21 protein-coding genes and 1 pseudogene are annotated in these 16,957 nt (G+C 66.2%); 10 read left to right on the forward strand and 12 right to left on the reverse strand.

Annotated elements, in window-relative coordinates:
* A pseudogene (locus tag VKI00_RS22555) lies at positions 1–478 on the reverse strand (ammonium transporter); the annotation flags it as partial.
* Between the two features lie 122 nt (positions 479–600).
* A complete protein-coding gene (locus VKI00_RS22560; RefSeq protein WP_324441415.1) occupies positions 601–966 on the reverse strand; it encodes a hypothetical protein in 366 nt (121 codons plus the stop codon).
* A gap of 21 nt (positions 967–987) precedes the next feature.
* Here VKI00_RS22560 and VKI00_RS22565 point away from each other — a divergent pair, with 21 nt between their 5' ends.
* From VKI00_RS22565 to VKI00_RS22580, 4 genes are all read left to right on the forward strand, one after another.
* The gene (locus VKI00_RS22565) at positions 988–1,842 is read left to right on the forward strand and encodes a sulfurtransferase (RefSeq protein ID WP_324441417.1); all 855 of its coding nucleotides are present in this window, start codon (positions 988–990) and stop codon (positions 1,840–1,842) included.
* Between the two features lie 221 nt (positions 1,843–2,063).
* On the forward strand, positions 2,064–3,281 hold the full coding sequence (locus VKI00_RS22570) for an acetyl-CoA acetyltransferase (RefSeq protein ID WP_324441419.1): 1,218 nt from the start codon (positions 2,064–2,066) through the stop codon (positions 3,279–3,281).
* Between the two features lie 4 nt (positions 3,282–3,285).
* The gene (locus VKI00_RS22575; RefSeq protein ID WP_324441421.1) at positions 3,286–4,818 is read left to right on the forward strand and encodes a carotenoid oxygenase family protein; all 1,533 of its coding nucleotides are present in this window, start codon (positions 3,286–3,288) and stop codon (positions 4,816–4,818) included.
* Positions 4,819–5,763 (forward strand): winged helix-turn-helix transcriptional regulator, encoded by a 945-nt coding sequence (locus VKI00_RS22580; RefSeq protein ID WP_324441423.1) that lies wholly within the window; start codon positions 4,819–4,821, stop codon positions 5,761–5,763.
* Here VKI00_RS22580 and VKI00_RS22585 read toward each other — a convergent pair.
* The 5 genes from VKI00_RS22585 to VKI00_RS22605 are packed head-to-tail and all read right to left on the reverse strand — an operon-like array spanning position 5,760 to position 8,735.
* Positions 5,760–6,191, reverse strand: a complete 432-nt coding sequence (locus tag VKI00_RS22585; protein ID WP_324441450.1) for a hypothetical protein — start codon at positions 6,189–6,191, stop codon at positions 5,760–5,762. The two genes, VKI00_RS22580 and VKI00_RS22585, sit on opposite strands and share 4 nt — an antisense overlap.
* Complete coding sequence (locus VKI00_RS22590) at positions 6,188–6,634, reverse strand: type II toxin-antitoxin system Rv0910 family toxin (RefSeq protein WP_324441425.1); 447 nt, start codon at positions 6,632–6,634, stop codon at positions 6,188–6,190. Before VKI00_RS22590 ends, VKI00_RS22585 begins: the two co-directional genes overlap by 4 nt.
* A 3-nt stretch (positions 6,635–6,637) precedes the next feature.
* Entirely contained in the window at positions 6,638–6,826 is a 189-nt protein-coding gene (locus VKI00_RS22595) for an antitoxin (protein WP_324441427.1), read from the reverse strand.
* Positions 6,827–6,841: 15 nt separating this feature from the next.
* Positions 6,842–7,999, reverse strand: a complete 1,158-nt coding sequence (locus tag VKI00_RS22600) for an MBL fold metallo-hydrolase (RefSeq protein ID WP_324441430.1) — start codon at positions 7,997–7,999, stop codon at positions 6,842–6,844.
* Between the two features lie 4 nt (positions 8,000–8,003).
* A complete protein-coding gene (locus VKI00_RS22605) occupies positions 8,004–8,735 on the reverse strand; it encodes an enoyl-CoA hydratase (RefSeq protein WP_324441452.1) in 732 nt (243 codons plus the stop codon).
* A 151-nt stretch (positions 8,736–8,886) separates the two neighbouring features.
* Here VKI00_RS22605 and VKI00_RS22610 point away from each other — a divergent pair, with 151 nt between their 5' ends.
* Both VKI00_RS22610 and VKI00_RS22615 read left to right on the forward strand, forming a co-directional pair.
* Positions 8,887–10,500, forward strand: coding sequence for an arylsulfatase (locus VKI00_RS22610; RefSeq protein WP_324441432.1), 1,614 nt, complete (start codon positions 8,887–8,889; stop codon positions 10,498–10,500).
* Positions 10,501–10,517: 17 nt separating this feature from the next.
* Positions 10,518–12,002, forward strand: a complete 1,485-nt coding sequence (locus VKI00_RS22615; RefSeq protein WP_324441434.1) for a carboxyl transferase domain-containing protein — start codon at positions 10,518–10,520, stop codon at positions 12,000–12,002.
* On the opposite strand, the gene VKI00_RS22620 is transcribed toward VKI00_RS22615, so the two are convergent.
* Positions 11,999–12,331 (reverse strand): winged helix-turn-helix transcriptional regulator, encoded by a 333-nt coding sequence (locus VKI00_RS22620; protein ID WP_324441436.1) that lies wholly within the window; start codon positions 12,329–12,331, stop codon positions 11,999–12,001. The genes VKI00_RS22615 and VKI00_RS22620 overlap by 4 nt on opposite strands.
* 38 nt (positions 12,332–12,369) lie before the next feature.
* On the opposite strand from VKI00_RS22620, the gene VKI00_RS22625 reads away from it, so the two are divergent.
* Genes VKI00_RS22625 through VKI00_RS22635 form a run of 3 tightly spaced genes read left to right on the forward strand, consistent with a single transcriptional unit; the run spans position 12,370 to position 15,086 of the window.
* Positions 12,370–12,969, forward strand: coding sequence for a carboxymuconolactone decarboxylase family protein (locus tag VKI00_RS22625; protein WP_324441438.1), 600 nt, complete (start codon positions 12,370–12,372; stop codon positions 12,967–12,969).
* 51 nt (positions 12,970–13,020) lie between these two features.
* Positions 13,021–13,731 carry a two-component system response regulator PrrA gene (gene prrA, locus VKI00_RS22630; RefSeq protein WP_324441440.1) on the forward strand — a complete coding sequence of 237 codons (711 nt, stop codon included), beginning with the start codon at positions 13,021–13,023 and terminating at the stop codon, positions 13,729–13,731.
* A gap of 11 nt (positions 13,732–13,742) precedes the next feature.
* Positions 13,743–15,086: a HAMP domain-containing sensor histidine kinase gene (locus VKI00_RS22635; protein ID WP_324441454.1), complete on the forward strand. Its 1,344-nt coding sequence runs from the start codon at positions 13,743–13,745 to the stop codon at positions 15,084–15,086.
* Position 15,087: 1 nt separating this feature from the next.
* Here the strand turns inward: VKI00_RS22635 and VKI00_RS22640 are convergent, their stop codons facing one another.
* From VKI00_RS22640 to VKI00_RS22655, 4 genes are read right to left on the reverse strand one after another with little or no spacing between them, the layout of a single operon-like run.
* Positions 15,088–15,219, reverse strand: coding sequence for a hypothetical protein (locus tag VKI00_RS22640; protein WP_324441442.1), 132 nt, complete (start codon positions 15,217–15,219; stop codon positions 15,088–15,090).
* Positions 15,219–15,371: a hypothetical protein gene (locus VKI00_RS22645; protein ID WP_324441444.1), complete on the reverse strand. Its 153-nt coding sequence runs from the start codon at positions 15,369–15,371 to the stop codon at positions 15,219–15,221. The genes VKI00_RS22640 and VKI00_RS22645 overlap by 1 nt, the downstream gene beginning before the upstream one ends.
* Before the next feature lie 13 nt (positions 15,372–15,384).
* A complete protein-coding gene (locus VKI00_RS22650; RefSeq protein WP_324441446.1) occupies positions 15,385–16,398 on the reverse strand; it encodes an OmpA family protein in 1,014 nt (337 codons plus the stop codon).
* Between the two features lie 16 nt (positions 16,399–16,414).
* Positions 16,415–16,777, reverse strand: coding sequence for an FKBP-type peptidyl-prolyl cis-trans isomerase (locus VKI00_RS22655; protein ID WP_324441448.1), 363 nt, complete (start codon positions 16,775–16,777; stop codon positions 16,415–16,417).
* 48 nt (positions 16,778–16,825) lie between these two features.
* On the opposite strand from VKI00_RS22655, the gene VKI00_RS22660 reads away from it, so the two are divergent.
* Positions 16,826–16,957 (forward strand): DUF2630 family protein (locus tag VKI00_RS22660; protein ID WP_324441456.1); only part of this gene is annotated, 132 nt, incomplete at its 3' end.

Genomic DNA, 16,957 nt, shown 5'->3' on the forward strand with positions numbered 1-16,957 from the left:
AAGCACAAGTCGACCACAGCGGAACGAAGAGCAGCCACACCTTGAAGCTCATCCGGCCGAGCACGCTGCCCAAGAACAGCAGCGGGGTAATGGCGGCGAACACGAACTGGAAATAGGCCAGCGTGGTTTCGGAGAATCGGAACTTCGGCATGCCCGCGTCGAGCAGCGGGATGCTCGCCTGATGCTGATTGTCGGAACCCAAGATGGACCCCGGCTTGCCTATGGCGGACTGCAGGATGCCCGGGCCGAGCTTCAGGGGCTCTCCGAAACCCATTTTGAATTCCCACAGCACCCACGCGACTAGCACCAGCGAAAACCCGGTGAAGGCCATCAACATCGTGTTGACCGCCCACTTCTTCTGGACGAGACCCCCATAGAGCACCGCAATACCGGGGATGCTCATCAGCCCGACCAGCGTCGCGGCCACCAGCTGCCAGGCGTTATCTCCCGCGCTGAGCCAATCGGGATAAGGGTTCATATCGGCGTCCCTCTCGATCAGTTATCGCGCTGGCGCTATCGAGCGGTCAAACTATTACACCGGGCCGTTTCTGTCAGATGACCAATTGTTAATTTTGAATTTCTGCTTGCGGGCCGAGCCCCTTACGGGCGAATTCCGGCTACCCGACACTGAGCCTGGACTGCCAGCGCATGCGCGTCGCGCTGGCCGTCGACGGCGCGGCACCAGTCGTGCGCGGCCACACCGCACGCGTGCTCGAGTCCACCACCCATGCTGCTAGGGAACGCGACCGTGACGCAGCCGTCACCGGACCGGTCATATGTCGATGAGTGTCCAGTCAGACCCCAGATAAGCGCGCCCGCCACAACCAAACAGCCCACAACGCCGATCACTATCAGCGCGGCGCGGCGTTCACCCGACGTGAGCGGTTCCCGTGGTGGCGTCTTACCCGTGTTGACCGTCGGAGACTCCTTCGCCCGGCGAAGTCGATCGGACCACAATATATGCATCTAGCCAAGGAGAGTGACTCGTTGAAAGCGCGCACCCACGTCCTGATCACCGCCGCGGAGTTGGCCGATCTCATTCACGCTGATCGTCCCGTCACGATTCTCGATGTGCGTTGGCGACTCGACGAGCCCGATGGACGCGCGACGTACTTGCAAGGCCACGTTCCCGGCGCGGTGTACGTGTCACTGGAGGACGAGCTGAGCGACCACGCGGTCAGCGGCCGCGGCCGACACCCGCTGCCGTCGGGCCACAGCGTCGAGGTGTCCGCGCGCCGTTGGGGCATCCGCGCGGGCGTGCCCACCGTCGTCTACGACGACTGGAATCGAGCGGGTTCGGCGCGGGCATGGTGGGTACTGACCGCGGCCGGGCTGAGCGACGTGCGCATCCTGGACGGCGGCTTGTCGGCGTGGCGGTCGGCCGGAGGCAGCCTGGCCAGCGGCCCGGTCACGCCGCCACCGGGCAATGCGACTGTGCTGCACGAGGATCTGTACGCCGGAGCGCTGCCGACATTGACGGCACAGCACGTGCGCACGGCCGACCTGACACTGCTCGACGCGCGCTCACCGGAACGCTTCCGCGGTGACGTTGAGCCGGTCGATCCCGTTGCCGGCCACATCCCCGGCGCGCAGAACCTGCCCAGCGGCACTGTCCTCGCGGACGACGGCACGTTTCGAGCCGACGGCGACCTCAGCCGGCTGCTGTCCGAGCATGGCATCGAGCGGGGCAGCCGAATCGGTGCCTATTGCGGCTCGGGTGTCACCGCCACCATCACACTGGCGGCGCTCACTGCTATGGGGTACCCGGCGGCGCTGTATCCCGGGTCGTGGTCGGAATGGAGTTCGGACCCGTCGCATGCCGTGGCCCGGGGAGCCTTATAGCCGTCGGCGACTACAAGGTTTGTCAATCGCCGCCGACGGTAATGCGGCTAGGAAGGTGGGCGTGTTGGTCGACCTGCGCGTTCACTTAGGTCTCGTCGGTTCAGCCGAGAGCCGACGAGACCGTCTTTAATCTTTAGCCCCTTCAGCATCCGGCACTCCGGCGCTGACGTCCACTCAGCCGGACATGGTGTCACTCTTTTAGTTGTAGTAACGTGCCGCTCATGGACAACCATGTCTGGATTCTCGGCGGCTACCAAAGCGATTTCGCCCGCAACCTCACCAAAGAAGGGCGCGACTTTGCGGACCTGACCGGCGAGGTCGTCGAGGCCGCACTCGCCGCGGCCAAAGTGGACGCCGCCGATATCGGCGTCGTCCACGTCGCGAACGCATTCGGCGAGATGTTCGCCGAACAGGGCCACCTCGGCGCGATGCCGGCCACCGTGTGTGACGGCCTCTGGGACACCCCGGCGTCGCGGCACGAAGCCGCGTGCGCGTCCGGCAGTGTGGCGACCCTGGCCGCGATGGCCGACCTGCGGTCGGGCAACTACGACAGCGCGTTGGTCATCGGCGTCGAACTGGAGAAGACCGTGACCGGCGACACCGCGGCCCGGCATCTCGGGGCCGCGGCGTGGACCGGCCACGAGGGCGCCGACGCCCGGTTCCTCTGGCCCTCGATGTTCGCCCGGGTCGCCGACGAGTACGACCGCCGCTACGGGCTGGATGACAGCCATCTGCGGGCGATCGCGCGACTCAACTTCGCCAACGCGCGCCGAAACCCCAACGCGCAGACCCGAGAATGGAATGTCCCCGACCCGATCAGCGACGACGACGCCACCAACCCGGGCATCGAGGGCCGGCTGCGCCGGTTCGATTGCAGCCAGATGACCGACGGCGGCGCGGGCGTCGTGCTGGTCACCGATCGATACCTGCGGGAGCATCCGGGTGCGCGTCCGATCGCCCGCGTCGACGGTTGGGGCCACTGCACCGTCGGGCTGGGCCTGCAACAGAAACTGGACCGCGCCGCCGACGATCCGTACGTGCTGCCTCATGTACGGGCGGCGGTGCTCGATGCCCTGCACCGCGCCCAGGTATCGCTCGATGACCTCGACGGGATCGAAGTCCACGATTGCTTCACGCCCAGCGAGTATCTGGCGATCGACCACATCGGGCTGACCGGGCCGGGTGAATCGTGGAAGGCCATCGAGAACGGTGAAATCGAGATCGGCGGTCGGCTGCCGATCAACCCCAGCGGCGGACTGATCGGGGGCGGGCACCCGGTCGGCGCGTCCGGGGTGCGCATGCTCGTCGACGCGGCCAAGCAGGTCAGCGGAACGGCCGGGGACTATCAAGTCGAGAACGCGAAAACCTTTGGCACGCTGAACTTCGGCGGTAGCACCGCGACAACGGTCAGCTTCGTCGTGGCCGAGGCGGAAAGCTGACACCATGGATGTCGAGATCGTCGGTAAGTTCCTGTCGACCCTGCCCGAAGACGACGACCACCCGTACCGGACCGGTCCGTGGCGACCGCAGACCACCGAGTGGGACGCCGACGACCTCACCGCCGTGGAGGGCGAAATCCCCCGCGACCTGGACGGTGTGTACCTGCGCAACACCGAAAACCCGTTGCATCCCGCGTTGAAGACCTATCACCCGTTCGACGGCGACGGCATGCTGCACGTGGTCGGTTTCCGCGACGGAAAAGCCTTCTACCGCAACCGCTTTGTCCGCACCGATGGTTTCCTGGCCGAGAACGAATCGGGTGAGCCGCTGTGGCCGGGGTTGGCCGAACCGGTGCAGTTGACCAAGCGCGAACAGGGCTGGGGCGCTCGCACGAAAATGAAGGACGCGTCGAGCACCGACGTGATCGTCCACCGAGGCATCGCACTGACCAGCTTCTACCAGTGCGGTGACCTATACCGAGTCGACCCGTACTCGGGCGACACGCTCGGCAAGGAGACCTGGGACGGCGACTTCCCGGTCAAGTGGGGTGTGTCCGCGCATCCCAAGGTCGACGCTAAAACCGGCGAACTGCTGTTCTTCAACTACAGCAAGCAAGCACCGTACATGCACTACGGCGTCGTCGACGAAAGCAACCAGCTGGCGCACTACGTCGACATCCCACTGCCCGGGCCACGGCTGCCGCACGACATGGCCTTCACCGAAAACTATGCGATCCTCAACGATTTCCCGTTGTTCTGGGATCCGAAGCTGCTCGAACACGACGTGCATCTGCCGCGGTTCTATCCCGACATTCCGTCGCGCTTCGCCGTGCTCCCGCGCCGCGGCGGAACCGGCGACATCCGGTGGTTCGAGGCGGACCCGACGTTCGTGCTGCACTTCACCAACGCGTATGAGGACGGCGACGAGATCGTGCTGGACGGATTCTTCGAAGGCGCTCCGCAACCCGTTGACACTAGCGGATCGCTTGGCACCCTAAAAGCACCGTGGGACAAGCTCTTTCGCTTCCTAGCGCTGGATCGACTGCAAGCCCGGCTGCACCGGTGGCGGTTCAACCTGGTCACCGGCGCGGTGAAGGAAGAACAGCTGTCTGAATCCATCACCGAATTCGGAACGATCAACCCCGATTACGCGGCTACCAACTATCGCTACAGCTACGCGGCCGCCGGCAAGCCGGGCTGGTTCCTGTTCGACGGGCTGGTCAAACACGACCTGCAAACCGGAAGTGAAGAGCGCTACCGGTTCGGCGACGGCGTCTACGGAAGCGAAGCCGCGATGGCCGCGCGCGTGGGCGCCACCGGCGAGGACGACGGCTACCTGGTCACGCTGACCACCGACATGAATGCCGACGCCTCCTACTGCCTGGTCTTCGATGCCGCACGAGTGGGCGACGGTCCGGTATGCAAACTTGCACTGCCCGAACGGATTTCCAGCGGCACCCACGCCACCTGGGCGCCGGGCGCGCAGCTGCGGCGCTGGCACACCGCCGACTCCCCCGCCGGCGCGATCGGGCTGTAAATGACGTCGGTCCCCGACGCCGCGACACCGACGACGCTGAGCCCCGGCGGCACCAACGCCGTAGGGCGGATACTCGGACTGCTCGGCGACGAGTGGACGCTGCTGATCATCCAGCAGGCGCTGTTGGGGGCTACCCGGTACGGCGAGTTCATCGAGCGACTGCCGATCTCAAACTCGGTGCTCACCAACCGGTTACGAGCGCTGACCAGCGAGGGGCTACTGCTTCGCACGACGTACCGAACCCGACCCGTTCGCGCCGAGTATCTGATCAGCCAACGCGGACGGGCACTGTGGCCGGTGCTGCTGTCGATCTGGGAGTGGGAACGACGATGGGTGCCCGAGCATGTCCATAAGCTGCCGGGGATGCGCCACACGGTGTGCGGCGGCGACTTCGCGCCGATGCTGACCTGCCGGTCATGCGCCGAAGTGGTGACCGAAAAAGAGGTCACCGCCCGCTGGGGTCCGAGCGGGTCGTGGCCCCGGTCAGTACCCGAGGCGGTCACCCGTCGCCGGGCGAGCGCCGACGGCAACCGCCATCAGGCGGGGCTGTTCCCCGAGACCATGAATGTCTTCGGAAACCGTTGGGCCGCAGCATTATTGGTATGTGCCTTCCTGGGGACCAGCCGCTTCACCGACTTCCAAACACAGCTTGGCGCGCCGCCGACACTGCTGGCCGGCCGGCTGCAGACGTTCTGCGCGAACGGTGTGCTTTCCGCGTCACGACAAGCCGGGCAGCCACATGCTCGTTATCAACTCACCGAAAAGGGCCGAGCGTTCTTCCCGGTGATCATCGCCGCCCTGCAGTGCGGCCAGCAATGGTTCCACGCGCCGGAGGGGCCGGCCGTGATGATCACCCACCTCGGCTGCGGCGATCCGTTCAACGGGGAGTTGACGTGCGACCAGTGCGCTCAGCCGCTGAGAGGCGCGCAGGTCAGCGTGGGCTAGTGCGATCGACCGCCGCGGAGCGACGATGCCAACGCCCACCCCGAACACAGCGCCGCTGCCGCAGCGGCGGCGCCGCCGACGTACAGCCCGTAGGCGGCCGATACCGGGGGCTTGACGTTGACGTCGTAGTACCACACCGTCAGCGCGACGACGAGCAGCGAGATCAGCAGCGCGGCAACCGATGCCGGCTTCACCAACAAGCCCCTGCCGACCATCGCGCCCGCCACCAGCAGCGTCGAGGACAGCAAGACGATCAGCTGACCCGGCCCGAAGCCGGGCGGAAGATGCAGGCTGCCGATGCTGCCGCCGATGGCGTTGGCCCAGCCGCCGCCGCCCTTGCCCGTCGTCAGCCACGGCAGCCACCCACTCACCGACACCGTCGCGGCGAACAGCGCAACCAACCAACCCGGGCGTAGGCGGAGCATCAGGCCGGCGCGAACACCGTGACGAACTTTTTCAACGATTCGCGGATGTCGCTGCGCAACGCGGCGGCGACGATCATGCCGATGGGCCCGAACAGCGCCGGACCCCCGAGATGCACATCGAGGCTGACGACCGAGTCATGGTTGTCAGGGCCCTTCGGCCTGACTTTCGCGATCAACTTGACCTTGACGCCGCCGACGCCGTCACCGTTGAGCGTCATGGCCTCCGGCGGCTTGTAATGCACGATCGTCCATTGGATTCGGTTGGGCATGCCCTTGACTTCGACGATTGACTCGATGATGGTGCCCTTTTCCAACTGCTCGGGCAGCCTGCTCCGCCACACCCGGTGGATGGTCAACCACTCCTTGTAGCGGGACAGGTTAGACGCGTCGTTCCAAGCCTTTTCGGGTGGCAGCGGTACGTCGATGGACGCGGAGAGTTTCGCCATGAGCTAGCTGTGCTCTGCGCCCTTCTCGTCATCCTTTAGAGCGTTCTTCGCCGCTTCCTGCACCTTGTTGACGGTGTCCTTGTACTTGCCCTCGGTCTTGGAGTCGACGAACTCCCCCGCCTTGTCGATCGCGGCGCCGACCGTGTCGGCGTTCTGAGCTAGCAAGTCCTTGGCCTTGTCCAGGAATCCCATGTTTCGTCCCTTCGCCTAGGCGCTTCCGGCGTCATTCTTGTCGTTGCGGGAGCGATCTGCCAACCGCCACCACGGGTCCAAGTCCGCGCTCGCCGTGGGGTCCACGCGCTCGCCCGGCTTGGGCACCGCCACCCGGACGTCTGCTTCGTCGGCAGCGGCCAGCAGCCGCTCGATCGGTTCGGCCCACGGGTGTGGCGCCAGCCGGAACGTGCACCAGTGGATCGGCACCAGAAGTCCGCCGTTGACGTCCAGGTGCGCCTGGACCGCCTCCTCGGGATTCATGTGAATGTCCGGCCACGACTTGCTGTAGGCACCGATCGGCATCAGCGTCAGGTCGAACGGTCCGTGGTCGGCGCCGATGTCCCCAAAACTCTTGGTGTAGCCGGTGTCTCCGCCGAAGTACGCCCGGTGCTCGGGGCCGACGATCGCCCACGACGCCCACAGCGTGCAGTTGCGGTTCAGGAAGCGGCCGGAGAAGTGCCGGGCCGGCGTGCAGATCAGGGTCAGCTCGTCAACCTGTGTGCGCTCGTTCCAGTCGAGTTCGATGATGCGCTCGTCGGGAATGCCCCAATCACGCAGGTGCGCACCGACACCGAGCGGAACCACGAACGGGGCCCACTGGCTGCGAGCCAGCCCGACGATGGTGTCGATGTCGAGGTGGTCGTAATGGTCGTGGCTGATGATGATCGCGTCCAACGCCGGTAGTGCGTCCAGCGGCACCGGCGGCGGATGCATCCGCTCCGGGCCGACGACCTCGGAGGGCGAGCAGCGATCACTCCAAACCGGGTCGGTGAGGACGCGGTACCCGTCGATCTCCAGCAGCGCGCTCGAGTGGCCGAACCAGCTGACAGCGATCTGGCCCGCGGGGGCTTCGAAGGCTCGAGACTTTGGCGGAGCCAACGGGATTTGCACCGTGGGCCGGGTAGCGGCGCGGGCGCCGATTACCTCCCACAAGATGTTCCGTTGTTCCTCGCGGTCGATGTTGAACTGGGAAGCCGGTTCGAGGTTGACGAAGACACCGTCCTGAAAATTCGGAGACCGCTCGGCCGCCGCACGAATGTCGGACGGCTGGGCCCCGAGCGCGGCCGGCGCACCATGCAGCGCGCGCAGCACCCATCCTCCGGTCGCCAGCGTTAGGGTGCCGGCGGCCAGTCGTAACGCTTCGCGCAACATGCGATCAGGCTCCCCGGAACTTCGGTGGCCGCTTCTCCACCCGGGCCACCTGCGCTTCGATCACGTCCTGGCTGGCCCACGCCTTGTCGAAAAGCTCCTTTTGGATCGGCGAGGGCTCTTCGATGGAACCGTCGTCGTTCAGTACCCGCTTGGCGTGCTGCAGCGCCAGCGGCGCCAGGCCCGCGATCTCGGCGGCCCAGGCCTGCGCATCGGCCAGCGTGCCGATCCGGTTGGCCATCCCGGTCTGCAGCGCGGTCTCGGCGGTCAGCTTCTCCGCCGACAGCAGCATCGCCCGGGCCCGGCCGTGTCCAACCAGCTTCGCGAGCCGGTGAATACTCCAGTTATCCAGCGCCAGACCGTATTTCGATGTCGGAAACTGGAAGAACGCCTCCGGCGCGACGACGCGCAAATCACATTGCATCGCCAGCTGCAGGCCCGCCCCGATGGCGGGCCCGTTGATCGCACCGACTATCGGAATCGGCGCCGCGTCCAAGACCTTGTACAGTTCGATGAGCCGGTCGGGATAATCGGCGGCGAACGCGTCGCCACTCAGGTCGGCACCGGCGCAGAACACGGTGCCCTGCCCGGTCAGCACGACAACCCGGACGCTATCGCCGGCCGCCTTGTCCACCACCTCGCGTAGCTCCTCGACGAGCTGGGAGTTCAGCGCGTTGCGCCGTTCCGGCCGCTGCAACTCAATGGTCAGGACGTCTTCGACGCGGTTGACACCAATCATGGGCGCCACTCCTCACTCCTCCTCATCGCTTCGCTCTGCATCGTCGTTGGCGCGGATCATGGCACAAAGCCTAGTTACGCCCCGGGCGACACCGAACCGGCGGTACTAAGAACATTCCATTCGGCGCGCGGACCTGACAGGATGCTTCACCGTGAAACGGCCCAACTTCTTGGTGATAGTGGCTGACGACCTCGGGTTCTCCGATATCGGCGCCTTCGGCGGCGAGATCAGCACCCCCAACCTGGACCGGCTGGCCCATGCGGGGATCCGGTTCACCGACTTCCATTCGGCACCGGCCTGCTCGCCGACCCGGTCGATGCTGCTGACCGGAACCGATCACCACATCGCCGGCATCGGCACCATGTCGGAGGTGCTGCCCCCGGGGTTCAAAGGCGCACCGGGCTATGAGGGCTACCTCAACGACCGGGTCGTGGCGTTGCCCGAGTTGTTGCGCGACGCCGGCTACCTGACGCTGATGTCGGGTAAATGGCACCTGGGCAACACTATTGACAGATCGCCGTGGGCCCGCGGGTTCGAGCGGTCGTTCGCGCTGCTGCCGGGCGGCGCCAGCCATTACGGCGGAGCTCAGGCCGGCAATTTTTTGCCCGGGCCAACGCTTTACACCGAGGACGACCACTTCGTTACCGTCGGCGACGACTTCTACTCTTCTGACTCCTACACCGACACGCTGTTGCGCTATTTCGCAGAACGCAGCGAGGAGGACGACCGGCCGTTCTTCGCGTACCTGCCGTTCCAGGCGCCACACTGGCCGCTTCAGGCGCCCGCGGAATCCATCGCGAAGTACCGCGGCCGCTACGACGACGGCCCCGACGCATTGCGCGAGTCGCGGCTGGCCGCGCTCAAGCAGCTCGGCCTTTGCCCGCCCGACGTCGACGCGCACCCTGTCGTGGCGGATGGCGCGCCGGAGTGGTCGGACATCACCGCCGACGAGCAGGCGCGCTCGGCCCGGAGCATGGAGGTCTACGCCGGAATGGTGGACCGCATGGACTGGAACATCGGCCGCGTGATCGACTACCTGACCGAAACCCGGGAGCTCGACAACACGGTGGTGATCTTCCTGTCCGACAACGGCGCCGAGGGAGCGATAGTCGAGGCGATACCGATTCTCGGCGACGTGATCGCATCGGCGATCGAAAAGCACTGCGACCACAGCCTCGACAACCTGGGCGCCCCCAATTCGTTTATCTGGTACGGCCCACGCTGGGCACAGGCCGCCACGGCGCCGTCGCGCCTATACAAAGCGTTCACCGCCGAGGGCGGCATCCGGGTGGTCGGGTTCGTCACCTGGCCGGGCTTTGCCCGCCAAGCCCAGATCGGCGACGCATTCGCGACCGTTATGGACATCGCTCCGACCTTGCTGGAACTCGCGGGCGTCACGCACCCCGGCACCGAATACCGGGGCCGCGAAGTCGAACCCATGCGCGGTGGGTCGCTGGTGCCATACCTGTCCGGCAGTACCGAGAAAATACACCACGCCGTCACCGGAACCGGATGGGAGTTGTTCGGCCGCCGCGCCATCCGCCAGGGTGACTGGAAGGCGCTCTACCTTCCCCCGCCTTACGGCCCGGGTGACTGGCAACTCTACGATCTCTCCGCCGACCCGGGCGAGATCGATGACCTGGCCGCCGCACGGCCCGACAAGCTGGCCGAGCTTCTCGCGCTGTGGGATCGCTACGTCCAGGACACCGGCGTAATCCTGGATACTGTTTCGCTTTTCGACGTCGACCCGCAGACCCTCACCTGATAGGTAGCCTCAGCCGAGTGAGCCGGATCGGGACCGACGAACTGCGCGACGCGGTGCTCGACAAGGGAACTTTCGTCAGCTGGGACACCACACCGCTGGTGGTGCCGACCGATGCGTCCTACGCCCACGAGCTCGCCGACGCCCGCGCCGCCACCGGCCGTGACGAGTCGGTGCTGACCGGCGAGGGCCGGGTGTTCGGGCGGCGGGTGGCCGTGGTGGTCTGCGAGTTCGAGTTTCTCGGCGGCTCGATCGGCGTCGCCGCGGCCGAACGGATCACCGCGGCCGTGCAGCGCGCCACCGCCGAGCGGCTGCCATTGCTGGCGTCGCCAAGCTCCGGTGGTACCCGGATGCAGGAGGGCACGGTCGCGTTTCTGCAAATGGTGAAGATCGCCGCGGCGGTCACGCTGCACAAGCAGGCACACCTGCCGTACCTGGTGTACCTGCGCCACCCGACCACCGGCGGGGTGTTCGCGTCATGGGGCTCGCTGGGACATGTCACCATCGCCCAGCCGGGCGCCTTGATTGGCTTCCTGGGCCCGCGGGTGTACGAGCAGCTCTACGGCGAACCGTTTCCGGCCGGCATCCAGACGGCGGAGAACCTGCACCGGCACGGCGTCATCGACGCGGTCGTGCCGGTCGGTGAGCTGCGCGGGATCCTCGACCGTGCGCTCAAAGTGGTCGCCGACGACGCGGGGGCGGCGCCGGATCCGCCGCCGCCCGAACCGCTGCCCGATGTCCCGGCCTGGGACTCGGTGCTGGCGTCACGACGGCCGGATCGGCCCGGGGTGCGGCAGTTGCTGCGACATGGCTGCACCGAACAGGTGCTGCTATCCGGAACCGAGCAGGGCGAAGCGGCGACCACACTGCTGGCACTGGCCCGGTTCGCCGGTCAGCCCGCGGTGGTCCTGGGCCAGCAGCGCTCCGCCGGCGGGTCGGAGGCGGGCCGATTCGGGCCCGCAGCGCTGCGCGAGGCACGTCGCGGCATGACGCTGGCCGCCGGCCTCCGGCTGCCGCTGGTGCTCGTCATCGACACCGCCGGACCGGCACTGTCGGCCGAGGCGGAACAGGAGGGGCTTGCCGGTGAGATCGCTCACTGTCTGGCCGAGCTGGTCACGCTGGATACCCCGACGGTGTCGGTGCTGCTCGGTCAGGGCAGCGGCGGGCCTGCCCTGGCGATGGTGCCGGCCGACCGGGCGCTGGCCGCACTGCACGGCTGGCTGGCGCCGCTGCCGCCCGAGGGCGCCAGCGCGATCGTCTTCCGCGACACCGCACACGCCCCCGAACTGTCTGCCGCGCAAGGCATCCGATCGGCCGACTTGTTGGCCTCCGGCATCGTCGACGTCGTCGTGCCGGAGCACCCGGACGCCGCCGACGAGCCGGTCGAGTTCTGCACCCGGTTGTCCGTGGCGATCGCCGCCGAGCTGCATGCGCTTCGCGGAGTACCCGACGGCGAACGGACGGCGGCCCGCTTGCGACGCTACCGCGACATCGGGCTGCCCTAGGAGTCGTCGAATGCGTCGGCCGCCCAGCGGTGCGCCCACATCTGCAGCGGCTCAAGAGCCGCCATCAGCGAACGGCCATGCGGGGTAAGGAAATAACCCGCGTCCCCGTGATCCACGATGTGCAGCTGCCGCAACTCCTTCAGCCGCGTGTTGAGCGAGCCGGGGTTGGTGTCGCAGGCCGTCTGTAACGCCCGGAAGGTCAGCGGCCCGTTGCGCAGCTCCCATAGCAGCCGCAGAGCGCCGCGGCGCCCGAGTGCGTCGAGGGCGACCATGATCGGGCGCCCCGAGCGCGATCCGCGGGCCGACGATCCGATGCGAGGCGAATCCACGCTTTACATTTTGTAGCACCAGGGCTACTTTTCACACTATGACACGCTATAAAAATGATAGCGACCACAGCGACCACAGCGCCCGTAATGGCCGTATTGCCCCCGCCATCGCGCCGCTGCCCGACGACATCCAGCAAGGCATCGACGCGATCATGCGCGGACGCCCGCCGCTCGTGTTGTTCACCACATTGGCGCGCGATCGGCGGCTGTTCTTCAAGTTCTTCAACTCCGGACTTCTCGACCGGGGGCATCTGACCATCCGGCAACGCGAGATCGTCATCGACCGGGTGACGGCGTCCTGCGGCGCAGAGTACGAGTGGGGCGTGCACGTCGCCGTATTCGCCGCCAAAGCCGGCCTGACAGAAGCACAAATCAGGTCATTGACGGTCGGCGGGCCCGACGACAACTGTTGGACCGACGCCGATCGGCTGCTGATCCGGTTGTGCGACAGCCTGCACGTGGACTGCACCATCGACGATGCCCTGTGGGCAGAGCTCACCGGCCATTATTCGGACGAGGCGCTGCTGGAACTGCTCATGCTCGCCGGCAGCTATCGCACCGTCAGCTATCTGGTGAACTCGCTGCGGTTACCGCCGGAACCCGGCGCCAGCCGGTTCCCGCCATCGCGAGCGAATTGAACGGGCGCCCCGGGCGGGTGTTCCCACAGCTAAGGGGGACAATCAGGCATCATGGGCGGCATGGACACTGGTGTGACCTCACCGCGGGTTTTGGTTGTCGACGACGACTCCGACGTGCTGGCCTCATTGGAGCGCGGATTGCGGTTGTCGGGCTTTGAAGTATCGACCGCGGTCGACGGCGCCGAGGCACTGCGAAGTGCAACCGAGACCAGGCCCGATGCGATCGTGCTCGATATCAACATGCCGGTGCTGGACGGCGTCAGCGTGGTCACCGCGCTGCGTGCGATGGACAACGACGTCCCGGTCTGTGTGCTCAGTGCCCGCAGTTCGGTCGACGACCGGGTGGCCGGGCTGGAGGCCGGCGCCGACGACTATCTGGTCAAGCCGTTCGTGCTGGCCGAGTTGGTGGCTCGGGTGCGAGCGCTGCTACGGCGGCGCGGATCCACCGCGACCTCGTCGTCGGAAACCATCACGGTCGGCCCACTGGAAGTCGACATTCCGGGCCGGCGGGCCAGGGTCAACGGCGTCGACGTCGACCTGACCAAGCGCGAGTTCGACCTGCTGGCCGTGCTCGCCGAACACAAGACCGCGGTGCTGTCGCGTGCGCAGTTGCTCGAACTGGTGTGGGGTTATGACTTCGCCGCCGACACCAACGTCGTCGACGTGTTCATCGGATACCTGCGCCGTAAGTTGGAAGCCGGTGGCGGCCCGAGGCTGCTGCACACCGTCCGTGGAGTGGGATTCGTACTGCGTATGCAGTGACGGGATTGAGCATGAACTTCTTGTCGCGACTCTTGACCCGCACGCCGTCGCTGCGTGCCAGGGTGGTGGTGGCGACCGCCATCGGCGCGGCTATCCCGGTGCTCATCACCTGTGCTGTCGTCTGGTTCGGCATCACGAACGACCGCAAGGAACGCCTGGACCGCCGGCTGGACGAGGCGGCCGGCTTCGCGATCCCGTTTTTGCCCCGCGGTCTCGGCGAAATCCCCAAGTCCCCCAATGACCAGGATGCGGTCATCACCGTGCGCCGCGGCGGTGAAGAGGTCACGTCGAACTCGAAAGTCACCCTGCCGGAGTTGCCGGCCGGCTACGCAGACACCTACGTCAACGGCGTGCGCTACCGGGTGCGCACCGTGAATATTCCAGCGCCGCACCCGATGTCTGTGGAAGTCGGCGCAACCTACGACGCCACCATCGCCGACACCAATAACCTGCATCGCCGGGTGATCTTGATCGCCGGATTCTCCATCGCCGCGGCGGCCGTATTCGCTTGGCTACTGGCGACTTTCGCGGTGCGGCCGTTCAAGCGGTTGGCCCAGCAGACCCGGGCGATTGATGCCGGTGACGAAAGCCCGCAAATCAGGGTGCGCGGTGCCAGTGAGGCCGTCGAAATCGCCGAGGCCATGCGCGGCATGCTGCAACGGATCTGGAATGAGCAGCTCCGGACCAAGGAGGCCCTGGAGTCGGCGCGTGACTTCGCGGCGGTGTCCTCGCACGAATTGCGGACGCCGCTGACCGCGATGCGCACCAACCTCGAGGTGCTGACCACCCTGGACCTGCCGGACGAGCAGCGCAAAGAAGTGCTCAACGACGTGGTCCGAACGCAATCGCGGATCGAGGCAACGTTGTCCGCGCTGGAGCGGCTGGCCCAGGGTGAGCTGTCGACGTCGGAGGATCACGTGCCGGTCGACATCACCGAACTGCTCGACCGCGCGGCGCACGACGCCATGCGGATCTACCCCGACCTCGACGTGTCCTTGGTGCCGTCGCCGACCTGCATCATCATCGGGCTACCCGCGGGCCTGCGTCTTGCCGTCGACAATGCGATTGCCAACGCCGTCAAACACGGTGGGGCGACCCGGGTTCAGCTGTCCGCGGTCAGCTCGCGGGCCGGCGTGGAAATCGCCGTCGACGACAACGGCAGCGGCGTGCCCGAAGGGGAGCGCCAGGTCGTCTTCGAGCGGTTCTCGCGCGGATCAACCGCATCGCATTCGGGCTCCGGCCTGGGGCTGGCGTTGGTGGCCCAGCAGGCGCAGTTGCACGGCGGCACGGCGTCACTGGAAAACAGCCCGCTGGGCGGAGTGCGTCTTGTGTTGCGTTTGCCCGGCCCGAGCTGAGTTACTCCGAGGCATCCGGAGCCGAAGACCTCACCGGCACTTCACGTTTGACGCGACGGATGGTCAGCGCGAACGTCAGCAACATCCCGAGCAGGAACGCCACCGCGACTAGGCAGTAGTTCACGTGGACCATCACTGCGCTCCGATCTCACGTGAACCCGGCATGTCGTCCAGCGCCTGCTCTTCGGTGGTGCGGTTGATCGATATGCCCGCGACCACCAGGGCAACCGCCGAGCCGACCGCGAATGCCGCCAGGTAACACAACCATTGGATTACGAAGTCCATCGGTGAATTCTCCTTAACCGACTACGATTTCGACGCGGCGATTCTTGGCTTGACCGTCCGGGTTGCCGTTGTCAGCGACCGGATCGACGGCACCGAGACCTTTCGCGGTCAGATGATCGCGCGTGACACCATGCGCGACCAGATAATCGGCGACGGCGTCCGCACGCTCGGTGCTCAACGGGATGTTGATGGCGTCGTTGCCGGTGTTGTCGGCGTAGCCGTTGATGATCACGATCGCACCTGGGCAGGCCTTCAGCTTGTCGGCAACCTGGTCAAGTGTCTGCTCGGCGGCCGGCGTCAACGCCGACCCGTTGCTGGGAAAGGTGATCGGGCCCGACGCTTTGATATCCGATCGCAGGTGGTCGCAGGCATTGCCCGGGCCAAGAACCGGTGCCGGGCCCGGCGGTGCGCTCGCGGTGACAGGACCGCCAATCCCCATCGTGTCAACGATATTCAGATTCGGCCAGGCCGCGTCGGCTGCCTGCTCGATCGCATCTTGCTGGCCTCCCGAACCCGTCGTCCCGATCAGGGTGAGGGTGTCACCCTTGATGGCGAGGCCGAAATCGGAAACCGATGCAGCGGCCTTGAAAACCCCTGCGGCATTGGAGAAATCGAGCGACGTGATATCGCGGTTGAGCCGTACGTTGTCGACGATGTTGATATCCGGGCCGAAGCCGCTCTTCAGCGCCGCCAGCAGCGACTCCTTTGCCTCAACGGTGGGCATGTCACCGGAAAGCTTGATGTCGTTGCCGCTGCGGGTGATTGACACTGGTGCCAGCATCACCGCCGGAATCGTCGGGGTGCCCGGCGCGCCGCCGGACGGCTTGGGTACGTTCAGCGTCGGCAACGCGCCCGTCGGCCCGTTGAACTTCGGTCCGGTCCGGCTCGCTTCGCCATAGCCGATCACCGCCAGCAGCAGGGGAATGACGACCAGGCCGATCAACCACAGCAGGCGCGGGAACCGCACGTAGAACTTCGAGGTTCGCCGCCACCGCGTGGCCTCGGGTGCTTCATCGGAACCCGCCATCGGGTCCTCCCTCTTGCTAACGCGTGCTGAGCAGATCAATCACGAAGATCAGCGTCTTGCCGGATAGCTGGTGCCCGGAACCGGCCGGCCCGTAGGCCTGCGCGGGCGGGATCACCAGCTGACGCCGGCCGCCCACTTTCATGCCGGGGATACCGTCCTGCCATCCCTGAATGAGACCGCGCAACGGGAATTCGATGGGCTCGCCGCGACCCCAGGAGCTGTCGAATTCTTCGCCGGTGTCGTACTCGACGCCGACGTAGTGCACCTCGACGACACCGCCCGGCACGGCTTCGGGTCCGTCCCCGACTACCAGGTCGTCGATGACGAGTTGTGCGGGCGCTGGGCCGATGGGAAATTCAATCTCTGGTTTGCTTGGCACGGATGCGACCCTAGTCCCGCACACTTGACTCGTGGAAGAGGACCAACAATGACCGACAAAGATGCCCTGACGCATATCCACGGCCTGGTCGCTGAGGAGAAGGCACTGCGGGCGCAGCTACAGCACGGCGATATCAGTGAATCGGAGGAGCACGAGCGCCTTCGCCGCATCGAGATCGAA

Origin of the sequence: Mycobacterium sp., assembly GCF_035314665.1 — a bacterium.
Taxonomy (GTDB): domain Bacteria; phylum Actinomycetota; class Actinomycetes; order Mycobacteriales; family Mycobacteriaceae; genus Mycobacterium.

What these genes read in the sequence shown, in the direction of transcription:
- VKI00_RS22645 (WP_324441444.1), bottom strand. Translation starts at nt 15,371, where the DNA reads ATGGACTTCGTAATCCAATGGTTGTGTTACCTGGCGGCATTCGCGGTC.
- VKI00_RS22640 (WP_324441442.1), bottom strand. Translation starts at nt 15,219, where the DNA reads ATGGTCCACGTGAACTACTGCCTAGTCGCGGTGGCGTTCCTGCTCGGG.
- VKI00_RS22590 (WP_324441425.1), bottom strand. Translation starts at nt 6,634, where the DNA reads ATGGCGAAACTCTCCGCGTCCATCGACGTACCGCTGCCACCCGAAAAG.
- VKI00_RS22650 (WP_324441446.1), bottom strand. Translation starts at nt 16,398, where the DNA reads ATGGCGGGTTCCGATGAAGCACCCGAGGCCACGCGGTGGCGGCGAACC.
- prrA (WP_324441440.1), top strand. Translation starts at nt 13,021, where the DNA reads ATGGGCGGCATGGACACTGGTGTGACCTCACCGCGGGTTTTGGTTGTC.
- VKI00_RS22575 (WP_324441421.1), top strand. Translation starts at nt 3,286, where the DNA reads ATGGATGTCGAGATCGTCGGTAAGTTCCTGTCGACCCTGCCCGAAGAC.
- VKI00_RS22570 (WP_324441419.1), top strand. Translation starts at nt 2,064, where the DNA reads ATGGACAACCATGTCTGGATTCTCGGCGGCTACCAAAGCGATTTCGCC.
- VKI00_RS22625 (WP_324441438.1), top strand. Translation starts at nt 12,370, where the DNA reads ATGACACGCTATAAAAATGATAGCGACCACAGCGACCACAGCGCCCGT.
- VKI00_RS22600 (WP_324441430.1), bottom strand. Translation starts at nt 7,999, where the DNA reads ATGTTGCGCGAAGCGTTACGACTGGCCGCCGGCACCCTAACGCTGGCG.
- VKI00_RS22595 (WP_324441427.1), bottom strand. Translation starts at nt 6,826, where the DNA reads ATGGGATTCCTGGACAAGGCCAAGGACTTGCTAGCTCAGAACGCCGAC.
- VKI00_RS22580 (WP_324441423.1), top strand. Translation starts at nt 4,819, where the DNA reads ATGACGTCGGTCCCCGACGCCGCGACACCGACGACGCTGAGCCCCGGC.
- VKI00_RS22560 (WP_324441415.1), bottom strand. Translation starts at nt 966, where the DNA reads ATGCATATATTGTGGTCCGATCGACTTCGCCGGGCGAAGGAGTCTCCG.
- VKI00_RS22605 (WP_324441452.1), bottom strand. Translation starts at nt 8,735, where the DNA reads ATGATTGGTGTCAACCGCGTCGAAGACGTCCTGACCATTGAGTTGCAG.
- VKI00_RS22635 (WP_324441454.1), top strand. Translation starts at nt 13,743, where the DNA reads ATGAACTTCTTGTCGCGACTCTTGACCCGCACGCCGTCGCTGCGTGCC.